Consider the following 10,377-nt stretch of genomic DNA (forward strand, 5'->3'; position numbering starts at 1 on the left):
CTCCACATGTTTAATCCGCTTAAAAGACTTGCAATCACTGTTTCATTGTTATGGATCACATTGCCCTTAGCTGCAATTGATTTTTCTTCTGTGTTCTATTTGGGCATTGAACATGGCCTTTCTAATAATGAGGTGAATTGTCTTTTTCAGAGCAGAAATGGGTTTATGTGGTTCGGGACTTTTGATGGCTTAAACCGTTATGATGGATACAGTTTTAAGATCTTCCGGAAAAAGCTGAAGGATAGAAATTCGCTCCTCAACAACAGGGTGCAATGTCTGGCAGAAGACGACGCTGGAAATCTCTGGATTGGCACGATGGGTGGGGTATCCATTTACAATGAGCCACAGGAAAAATTCAGTACGCTATATTTTAATCCTTTTTCAAAATCGGGCACACAGCGGGTCGACAATACGACGGTCTTAAAAAGAGAAGGCAATGATGATATGCTGATCGGCACTGCCAAAGATGGCCTGCTACGGTATGTGAAAGAAACTGGAAAGACGATCCAGATCCCGCTTTTATCCTCCGCCGGTTCCTCAAAACGTGTTTCTTACCAGGTAACGGCTATTGAAATTGATAAAAACAATCAGGTATGGTTGTTTATTGAGGGTGTTGGTTTATGCCAATACGATAGGAAAACGCATACAGTTGGCCTTTTAAACAGTACTTTAAAGTATGCCTCCTGTATCCAGGCGGACCGCTCTGGAAACCTATGGCTGGGCACAAGCGCAGGAATATATAAATACAGCGTATCCGCCGGACAGTTTTCTTTTAAACCCTTACCGCGGACAGTGACGAGCTTGTATTTAGATCAGCCGGATCAGCTTTGCATCACCACAGATGGCGGCGGTATTTTCATGATGAACATCAATGAAGAAAAGATCACCCAGCCTTTTAATCTGAATGGCAAAGAGCTGTTTACCAGCACAGCGATAAAGGGAATGCTAAAAGACAATCAGGGCAGGGTCTGGGTTGCTACTTTAAGAGGAGGGATCAACATCATAGACGATCAGCGGTACCGCTTTAAAACTCTTAATCCTGATCCCTCGGAAAAGAATAGTTACCATAATTATTTTATCTCTTCTTTCGCGCAGGATGCGGCCAATTATATCTGGATTGGGACAGATGGGAATGGGCTGAGCCGCTGGGACCGAACAAAGAATTTATATGTAAACTATAAAAAAGAAGCTAAGAATGGCCTGAGTAGCAATAATATCACCACCATTCTAAATGACCATAAAAACACCCTTTGGATCGCGACCTGGGGTGGCGGAATTAACCGATTCAACCCTTCAAAAGGAGTTTTTGAGCATTTTAGCTGTATCCATCCTACGAAAGGTTTGGAGTTCGAAAATGTATGGAAATTATACGAGGATAAACAGCAGAATTTATGGGCAAGTACATTCGATAATGGTGGCCTATATAGGTTTAATCCATCATCGAATAGGTTTGAGCTGTTTGATGATGCGATTGGAAATGTTCTCTGCTTTGTGGAAGACCGGCAAGGTAATTTATGGGCGGGTACGGATAGCAAACTGATTCGTATTGACAAGAAATCTAAAAAACACCTGGTGTATGATATTGGGTATCGCGTAAGGACCATTCTTGAAGATAAAGGAGCGGTATTATGGCTAGGAACGGAGGGTGGAGGTCTAATCTCGCTGAACACCAGCAACCAGAAGTACAGGAGATTTACAGAAAGCGATGGACTGCCAAATAATGCGGTATTGAATATCCTGCGCGATAACGGAGGGGCATTCTGGCTGAGCACCTTTTACGGGCTTTCAAAATTCAATCCGACAAATCAGAAGTTTCATAATTTCTTTGCCTCCGATGGCTTACAAAGTAACCAGTTCAGTTACCTGGCTGCTGCCAGATTAAAAACAGGGGAGCTGATATTCGGAGGGATCAAAGGTTTTAATGTTTTTTCACCGGAGAAAATAAGCTTTTCCAAAGAAAGACAGCAGATATTACTTACTGAGGTAAGTATAGACAACTCGCCTTTAAGTGATGTTGCGAATGCTGGATTTATTAAAAAGAGAACTGGCGGCGAAATTGAAAAGCTCGTACTCCCTTATCATAAGGCTTCGCTATCCTTTGGATATACCAGTCTGGAATACTCTAAACCAGATAAAATCAATTATGCCTATTTTCTGGAAGGCTGGGATAACAATTGGATCAACGCTGGTAAAATAAGAACGGCAAATTATAGCAGATTAAAAGAAGGAACGTATACGCTTCACCTCAAAGCAAGTAATAGTGAAGGTGAATGGGGCGATGAAAAGTTAGTCAGTATTATCGTTTTACCACCTTGGCAGCGTACCTGGTGGGCTTATTCGCTGTATGCATTGGTCGTTGGGATTGGTGTTTACTTATACGTCAGGTACAAGCAACAACAGCTGGATCTGAACTATAAAGTGCGTTTGGCACAAATTGAAATTGAAAAGGAAAAAGAACTCAATGAAAAAAAGCTTTCTTTCTTCACCAACATCACCCATGAGTTGAGGACCCCGCTCACATTGATCGTCAACCCCGTTAAGGAGTTAATCAGTAAAACGGAAGATACTTTAAAGCAGGAGCTGAATATCATCTATAGAAATGCGAACCGCTTGTTGGCGCTAGTGGATCAGCTGATGCTTTTCAGGACCACTGAGCAGGAAAGTACCAATATCCAGATCAATGAACTTAACCTTTACCAGCTGTGTAAAGAGACTTATGAAAGCTATCTGAAGATTGCTTCCAGCAAAAATATCCAGTATGAATTTGACTGTGAAAACCAGGAACTGATGATTTTTGGTGATTATGAAAAACTGGAAATTATCATTTTCAACCTGCTCTCCAACGCCTTCAAGTTTACACCTAAAAACGGTCGGATTCTGTTTAAGGTGGAAGAGGATGAATTTGAAGTAAAGATTTTCATTAATGATACAGGATGTGGAATCAACAATAATGTCAAGAACAAGCTCTTTGAAAAGTACTATCAGGAAAAAGACAGCTCCATAAATAAAGAAAAAGGCTTTGGAATTGGTTTGTACCTGGCAAAGCAACTTATTGATGCCCATAAAGGAGAACTTAATTATTCCAGCGATCCGAATACCGGGACTTCATTTCATATAAAGCTTAAAAAAGGACTCTGGTTTGATACATCCATCCAGCCAGAAGGACATCAAAATCAATTGTTGCAGCGAGTTGAGCAGATCCCGGATGAAGAAATCCTGCAGATGCCCAATATCAACACCTTGGAGATTACTGAAAAAAGATCCTTGCTGATCGTGGATGACAACACGGAACTTAGACAGTACCTGAAGAAGATTTTTATCCAGCAATTTGTAGTTTATGAAGCGGAAAATGGTAATATTGGTTTTGAATTGGCGCAAAAATACGTGCCGGATCTAGTGATCAGTGATGTGCTGATGGAGAGAGGTAATGGGGTGGAACTCTGCAAAAAGATAAAAACGGATCCTATGCTAAACCATATTCCTGTGATTCTTTTATCTGGCCTCAGCTCTTCGGAAAGTAAATTAAAAGGGATTGAAAGCGGGGCAGATGATTACATCATTAAGCCCTTTGATAAGGACCTGCTGCTTGCTAAAATAAATGCCGTTTTAGACAATAGAGATGCCTTGCACCAATATTTTAGGGACAACATTACTCTTCGTAATAACAACCAGAAAATATCGGCTACTTATAAGGCCTTTCTGGAGAATTGTATTGCCATTGTGGAGGAGAACCTAAGTAACGAAGATTTCAATGCGCAATGGCTGGCCAGGTCTTGTAACCTAAGCTATTCTATTCTCTACAAGAAGGTGAAATCCATCTCAGGACTATCTTTAAATGCATTTATAAGGTCTATCCGGTTACGCAAAGCAGCATTGTTGATGTTGAGTACCAATACAAATGTTAATGAGGCAGCATTTAAAGTGGGGATTTATGACATCAAGTTTTTTAGGACACAATTCAAGAAACTATATGGGATGAACCCATCGGATTACATTAAGAAATATCGAAATTCCTTTAGTAAAGAGTTTAATCTGATCAAATAAGCGCTACGATTCAAGAAGGCCATAGCAAATTCTCTTTTCTGTAAAGTACTGAAAATCTGCAGTTCTTCCAGCAAAGAAGATTCATTGTCCAGAAATTTTAAGATTTTCACAGCGCTATTTTTCTGAAACATCCTTGAGAAGATTTCTTCACCGGAAATGCGTTCCCTGCTAAGTAAATTTAAAAGCGTGGCATCGTAAAGGTCAAACCTTGCTGCTGAAATTGCTGAAATGTTGGGATGCCCGGATCTCATCAACTGTTTAACAATTGCTGCGGTATGTTTCTGTATAAATCGAAAGGTATAACCGGTAGAGCCTTTTGTAAATCCTCCTGCGGTACCTAAATAAATAATGCGGTCTTGTTGTCGTTTGTTCGGATGATCAGTCATTGGAATCACGCCATGCTCTTGTTCAACTATGGTATAGTGCTCACATTTGAGCTGCTCCCGAATGTATTGCTGCAGTGCAGTACGATAATCTTCAGGAGCCAATTCCTGCCTGGAGAAAATAGTATATTCTACTAAAGCGCGGTTTGAGCTGAGCGGCAATACGTATACGAATGAGGTACCTGCTTGCTGAGAGGTGTTAAAATCCATCAATGTGGCACAGTCTGGATCGAAGAAATTACCTTCAGTTTCTATGACCCAGCCTTCAAAATGCTGAAGGAAATATTGGTAGCGATCTGGTTTTTTCTCCTGGATTTGAGGAATGCTGCTAAACACATAGTCACTGCTGAAAGTTTCGCCATTGATGACTATATAGGCCTTGTCTTTCTGAGTGTACTGATTTTCTACCTTTCCTTGCAGGCTGGTAATTTGCTGACTATGCTGTGCTAATAATTGATCCGTATGCGCATAAAAATCCAGTCCACGGATCATTTTGTATTGGTAGGGCTGGATGTCCAGTTCCCGATCAATAAATTTGCTGGCAAATGATAAACGATCCCATTTCCGATATACCACAGCCTCAAATACATCCGGATGTTCTTCCCAAAAACACCATGTTCTGTCATTCGCTTTTTTCTCCGTATGGTCCACAAGTAACGCCCGCTTATTTGTTGTTTTCAGATAGGGCAGCATCCGTACCGCAAGGCTTCGTCCGGAACATCCAGCTCCTGCTATGATATAATCAAAGTGCTCCATGCTTGTTCTTTTGTGATTGTTGCCAGTATTTTTTTGCTGCGAACAACATGCCAAAGGATTCTCCATGATGTCTGTCGAGATGCTTATGGTGCATTTTATGGGCTCTTTTGATCGTTTTTATGTACTTATTATTGCTCCTTGAAAACCATTTGAAACGTTGATGGATGACTACATCATGGATCATGAAATAAGCAATTCCATACAATAGAATTCCCAATCCTATGTAAAACATCCAGTTGAAGCCTTCTTTTGCCCCGAAAAAGAACAAAAGAATGCTGGGAGTAGCAAATATTAAGAAAAAGGCATCGTTTTTCTCAAAGAAATGTGGTTTTTTTTGATGGTGGTCTTTATGGAGCACCCACAATAGCCCGTGCATGACAAACTTGTGTGTAAACCATGCTACTCCCTCCATAAAAATAAACGTGCCTATGGTAATCAATAAATAAATCATCCAGTTATCCATGATTATAATTTTAACGTTTCTTCGATCATAAATCTAAATTTTTCTTTTCTTCTGCAGTTAAATACTTAGAAGTCGACAAATATTTAACTATGTTTTGCTTTAGTGTATTGTCTTTGGTAGTTTTTAAATTGGCCAACACAAACTTTTTATCTTTTTGAATCTCGTCATTGTAGTTCAGGAAAGCCGGGAGATTCGTTTGAATTGCCAATCTTAAAAATCTTATTTCCAGGTAATCAGGTGCCTTTTTTACCGCTGTTTCTATCAGGCGTTTCCCATTGTTAAATCGCTTAAGTTTAGTGATTGGACTGAACACATATTTCGCCTGCATCATTTCTGAAGCCCCTTTATAGCTGATTAAAAGCGGGTGTGAGGACTCATCAACCTCAGCTAATAATTTTAAAAGCCGGTCTGCAGCAGCTTTGCTTTTCGCGGAGGCCTGGAACAGATTTTTTATTTCCTGAATATTCGGTTCTCCTGCATAAGCATTGGTTACAAACAGGAGCAACATAAAAAAGAGGGTCTGCTTCATATGGTGTTTGTTTTGTAACGGATGATAGAGTCGAACATCAATCCGAACTTATGGGCATTAGAAATTCGGATCCTTTGGGTCATGACTTTCTCCGCTGTGCTGCATTTAATTTTATGAAACAATTTTTTATAGTAAACATAAGCAAGATAAACGCCATTTCTTGCCGATGAAGGTAATTGGCGGATGCCGATCAGCGCCTGTTTGAATTCTGCTTCTATTTCTGCCTCAATCTGTTTTTTCTCTATATTAGAGAAGGTAGCCAGGTTCACATTTGGAAAATAATTGCGACTTAAGGTATAATAATCCGCATTTACATCTCTTAGGAAATTTACCTTTTGAAATGCAGAACCTAGTTGCATGGCCGAATCCTTCAATTTTTCGTATTGCAATTTGTCTCCTTCAGTAAAAACCTGCAAGCACATTAAACCTACCACCTGAGCTGATCCAAGTATGTATTCATTGTATTTATCGGGTGTATAAAGCGTTTGCTCAAGGTCCATTTCCATACTGCGAAGAAACAATTCTATCAGCTCTTTATCAATGTCATATTTATTGACTGCCTGCTGAAAGGAATTGAGCACCGGATTCAGGCTAATTCCATCTTCAATAGCCTCAAAGCAATCTCTTTTAAATTTAGACAGTAAAATAGCCTTGTCATAATCGTGAAAGCTATCTACGATCTCATCGGCCAGCCTTACAAAGCCATAAATGGCATAGATAGGATGACGAAGTCGTTCCTCTAAAAAATATATACCCAATGAAAAGCTAGTACTATAACGCTTGGTGATCATTTCGCTGCATTCGGCCGATAGTTTATCATATATCTCTTTCATGGCTATTTATTTAGGTGCTTAATCAATTGTTGGGCGGCAAGATTTCCTGAAATAATCGAGGGAGGTACTCCCGGACCAGGAACGGTCAGCTGTCCGGCATAAAATAGGTTGCTGACTTTCTTATTCTTTATAGATGGTTTCAAGTTTGCGGTTTGCCTCAGCGTATTTGCTAAGCCATAGGCATTCCCTTTATAGGAATTGTAATCTGTGATGAAATCACTTACACAATAGCTTTTTTTATAATCCAGGTATGCTCTTATTGGAGTCCCTGTATAGGCCTCTAGTCGGTCCATAATTAGATCGAAATATTGTGCCCTGATGGCTTCCGGGTCTTTTATATCTGGTGCAAGCGGCATTAATACAAATAAATTCTCATGGCCGGCAGGTGCTACCGATGGATCGGTGACGCTCGGACAGCAGACATAGAATAATGGCTTTGTTGGCCATTGGGCTTGTTTATAGATCTCCTCTGAATGCTGTTTTAAATCTTCATCAAAGAATAAGGTATGGTGATTTAAACGTGCTACTTTCGTTTTTACCCCTAAATAGAAAATCAGGCAGGAGGGAGCCAGCACTCTATTGTCCCAATATTTTTCGGAGTAGTTCCGCTCCGTAGCATTTAACAATTTTTCTTCTACGTGATGGTAGTCTGCAGCCGCAATTACCCCATCATATTGCTGACTTCCTTTTTCGGAAACTAAACTCACAATTTTATTTTCCTTTACCTCGATTGCGGTTACCGCTGCATTGGTATGGAATTTTGCACCTTGTGTCTCAGCAATGGTTTTCATCGCTTTGATTACTTTTCCAAAGCCGCCTTTTGGGTACCAGGTGCCTAGTTTTAGCCCTGCATAGTTCATTAGGCTGTAGAGTGCTGGTGTATCTTCAGGCATCGCGCCAAGAAACAGGACCGGAAATTCCATTAATGCAATGAGCCTGGGATCTTGGAAGTACTTTTTAACGTGCTCGCTGAAAGAGGTAAACACCTGCAGTTTAAACAGGCCTTTGATCAGGTCTACATCTGCAAATTCTAATAGGGAAAGTCCGGGTTTGTACACCAGTTTGCCCATGCCTATATTGTATTTATACGCTGCTTCGGCTAAAAATTGCTTAAGCTTCACGGCACTTCCTTTTTCGATACTTTCGAATAACTGGCACAATTCCTCAAAATTGGCCGGAACATTTAACACATCATCGGCACCGAAAACTACCGTGAAACCAGGATCAAGCAATTGTAACTCATAAAAGTCTTCCGCTCTATAGCCAAAATCGTTGAAGAACTTTTCAAATACTTCGGGCATCCAATACCAGCTTGGGCCCATGTCAAATAGGTAGCCGTTATCAGTAATCAGTTGCCGCGCCCTTCCTCCAATGTCTGCGTTTTTTTCATAAACGTCTACTTTGTAGCCTTGCTTTGACAGGTATGCTGCAGCGCTGATTCCGGCAAAACCAGCACCAATGATGGCAATTTGAGTTTGTGATTTCTTTGTGTTAGTTGACATTCTGGTGGTTCCTTTGGATGAGTTTAGGGCTTATGCTCTTGACTTTGCTTCGTGAAAATCTTCAAGCTTGGTCAGTATTTTGATCAATTGCATTTTTTCTTCGTGAGAGAGCGGTTCCGTGACATTCTTCGTTGCTGCTCTTATATTTTCCATACTTTCATTTAAAAGCCGGGTTCCTTTTGCAGTGATGTGGATCATTCTATTCCTTTTGTCCGTATCTATAGTCGTTTGTCCTACTAAATCCATGCTGATCAATCTATTGATGATTTGAATACCAGCGGATTTTTCATGAACATTCAATTTTATCAATGCAGTTTTTGTCATACTTCCAAAAGCGACCAAACTGATTAAATAGATGAAATCATCAGGAGTAGAAAATGAAGTGTTCGCGATCGCCACCTTTGCCTGTAGTTTTGCATACCTGGACAGGTGTACCAAGGACGTATTAATCACGCTATCGGCTGATCTTCCTTTGGATTTCCCTTCCCATTCAGGCTCTGAAGGGGGCTGCAGGCCTTTTTTTTTGGAATATTCGTTGAGCCATAGCCCAAATGAATGCACATCCTGAGCATGCTGATCAGACTCATTTTCGTAAATCTCAATCAGACTTACCACCTCCTTTATTAAATCGTAATACATAGTTTCTAGACTGACTAAGGCTAATAATTACGCTAATATAGTGTTATATTGCACTAATAGATAAATTAAATTTGTTTTTATGATCATTTAAAGTGTATTATTGTACTAATACAGGCTTGAACAAATTACCGCTGAGGCTGTTATTGAGGTATAGTACATGCGCTCAAAAACATGATCATCTGGTAAAAAAGGGTAATTAATCCACAATCACATGAAGAAAATACTTCCTATCGCCAATGGCATCGCTCTAATTGTCACGATCTTTGTCAACTACCTTTCTAATTCAGGAATGCTGAATGGGAATACCATGAAAACGGTATCAGATCGGTATTTCAATTATTTTACGCCTGCGGGATATGCATTTTCTATCTGGGGACTGATTTACCTGGGCTTACTGGCTTTTGTATTTTATACCGGACGTAATTTTTTAAAAAAAGGGGAGGATTCGGTGGTCCTGAAAATTGGTTGGTGGTTTGTACTTTCTTGTGCTGCCAATTCCCTTTGGGTCGTTGCCTGGTTGTATGATTATACCGGATTGTCTGTTCTCCTGATGGCGGTACTGCTGATCTCCTTAGGTAAGATTATCATCAAAACCCGCATGGAGTTGGATGCTCATCCCTTTAAAAGTTACCTTTTTATTTACTGGCCTTTTGCACTGTATTCTGGATGGATTTCTGTTGCTTTTATTGCCAATATATCCGCCTGGCTTACCAAAATCCAATGGTCTGGATGGGGGATTTCTGCGGTAACCTGGACGGTGATCATGATTACAGCAGCAGGCTTGGTCAATATTGTGATGGTCAGGCTGCGAAATATGCGCGAATATGCGGTTGTGGGGATTTGGGCATTAATCGCAATTGCAGTCTCCAATGGAAAGAACAATGGTCCGGAATTAATTGTGTATGCTTGTTATATAGTTGCAGTTATTGTATTTGTTTTCATCACAATTAGCGCTATGAAAAATCGTCAGAGCTCATTAGAAAAGATGTAAAACAACGCTATGAAATGGTTAAAAGAACATTTGACTTCTATGGAGAATTATCAGGGAAGACGAAGAAACGGTGATTAAGGGTGAAACAAAAATAGCTTTTCAGTTTAACGATTACAAGATATTCAGTGTGTAACTTCCTGTTCAGTAGTTGAATATGTGTAATTCGGTGAGTAGGGTGAATTTTACAAATGACTCACCGAATCGCGGATCAATCCCAAAACTTGTGGAGCAATGATG

At 40.2% G+C, this 10,377-nt stretch carries 8 protein-coding genes; 2 read left to right on the forward strand and 6 right to left on the reverse strand.

All coding sequences use genetic code 11. The features are described from left to right. Nucleotides 1-6 precede the first annotated feature (6 nt). On the forward strand, nucleotides 7-4,044 hold the full coding sequence (locus tag R2Q66_RS19035; RefSeq protein ID WP_316752004.1) for a two-component regulator propeller domain-containing protein: 4,038 nt from the start codon (nucleotides 7-9) through the stop codon (nucleotides 4,042-4,044). Here R2Q66_RS19035 and R2Q66_RS19040 read toward each other — a convergent pair. Genes R2Q66_RS19040 through R2Q66_RS19065 form a run of 6 tightly spaced genes read right to left on the reverse strand, consistent with a single transcriptional unit; the run spans nucleotide 3,990 to nucleotide 9,149 of the window. Next, entirely contained in the window at nucleotides 3,990-5,183 is a 1,194-nt protein-coding gene (locus R2Q66_RS19040) for a lycopene cyclase family protein (RefSeq protein WP_316752006.1), read from the reverse strand. The genes R2Q66_RS19035 and R2Q66_RS19040 overlap by 55 nt on opposite strands. After that, nucleotides 5,170-5,646, reverse strand: coding sequence for a sterol desaturase family protein (locus R2Q66_RS19045; protein ID WP_316752008.1), 477 nt, complete (start codon nucleotides 5,644-5,646; stop codon nucleotides 5,170-5,172). Before R2Q66_RS19045 ends, R2Q66_RS19040 begins: the two co-directional genes overlap by 14 nt. A gap of 25 nt (nucleotides 5,647-5,671) precedes the next feature. Beyond that, the gene (locus tag R2Q66_RS19050) at nucleotides 5,672-6,175 is read right to left on the reverse strand and encodes a hypothetical protein (protein ID WP_316752010.1); all 504 of its coding nucleotides are present in this window, start codon (nucleotides 6,173-6,175) and stop codon (nucleotides 5,672-5,674) included. Beyond that, nucleotides 6,172-7,008 (reverse strand): phytoene/squalene synthase family protein, encoded by an 837-nt coding sequence (locus R2Q66_RS19055; protein WP_316752013.1) that lies wholly within the window; start codon nucleotides 7,006-7,008, stop codon nucleotides 6,172-6,174. The genes R2Q66_RS19050 and R2Q66_RS19055 overlap by 4 nt, the downstream gene beginning before the upstream one ends. Nucleotides 7,009-7,010: 2 nt before the next feature. After that, nucleotides 7,011-8,510, reverse strand: a complete 1,500-nt coding sequence (locus R2Q66_RS19060) for a phytoene desaturase family protein (RefSeq protein ID WP_316752017.1) — start codon at nucleotides 8,508-8,510, stop codon at nucleotides 7,011-7,013. Between the two features lie 30 nt (nucleotides 8,511-8,540). Next, a complete protein-coding gene (locus tag R2Q66_RS19065; RefSeq protein ID WP_316752019.1) occupies nucleotides 8,541-9,149 on the reverse strand; it encodes a MarR family winged helix-turn-helix transcriptional regulator in 609 nt (202 codons plus the stop codon). A 211-nt stretch (nucleotides 9,150-9,360) separates the two neighbouring features. Between R2Q66_RS19065 and R2Q66_RS19070 the strand changes: the two genes are divergently transcribed. Next, nucleotides 9,361-10,140: a hypothetical protein gene (locus R2Q66_RS19070; RefSeq protein ID WP_316752021.1), complete on the forward strand. Its 780-nt coding sequence runs from the start codon at nucleotides 9,361-9,363 to the stop codon at nucleotides 10,138-10,140. The last annotated feature ends 237 nt before the right edge of the window (nucleotides 10,141-10,377 follow it).

Source organism: Pedobacter gandavensis (assembly GCF_032677645.1).
GTDB classification, from domain to species: Bacteria; Bacteroidota; Bacteroidia; order Sphingobacteriales; family Sphingobacteriaceae; genus Pedobacter; species Pedobacter gandavensis_A.

What these genes read in the sequence shown, in the direction of transcription:
- R2Q66_RS19035 (WP_316752004.1), top strand. Translation starts at nt 7, where the DNA reads ATGTTTAATCCGCTTAAAAGACTTGCAATCACTGTTTCATTGTTATGG.
- R2Q66_RS19040 (WP_316752006.1), bottom strand. Translation starts at nt 5,183, where the DNA reads ATGGAGCACTTTGATTATATCATAGCAGGAGCTGGATGTTCCGGACGA.
- R2Q66_RS19045 (WP_316752008.1), bottom strand. Translation starts at nt 5,646, where the DNA reads ATGGATAACTGGATGATTTATTTATTGATTACCATAGGCACGTTTATT.
- R2Q66_RS19050 (WP_316752010.1), bottom strand. Translation starts at nt 6,175, where the DNA reads ATGAAGCAGACCCTCTTTTTTATGTTGCTCCTGTTTGTAACCAATGCT.
- R2Q66_RS19055 (WP_316752013.1), bottom strand. Translation starts at nt 7,008, where the DNA reads ATGAAAGAGATATATGATAAACTATCGGCCGAATGCAGCGAAATGATC.
- R2Q66_RS19060 (WP_316752017.1), bottom strand. Translation starts at nt 8,510, where the DNA reads ATGTCAACTAACACAAAGAAATCACAAACTCAAATTGCCATCATTGGT.
- R2Q66_RS19065 (WP_316752019.1), bottom strand. Translation starts at nt 9,149, where the DNA reads ATGTATTACGATTTAATAAAGGAGGTGGTAAGTCTGATTGAGATTTAC.
- R2Q66_RS19070 (WP_316752021.1), top strand. Translation starts at nt 9,361, where the DNA reads ATGAAGAAAATACTTCCTATCGCCAATGGCATCGCTCTAATTGTCACG.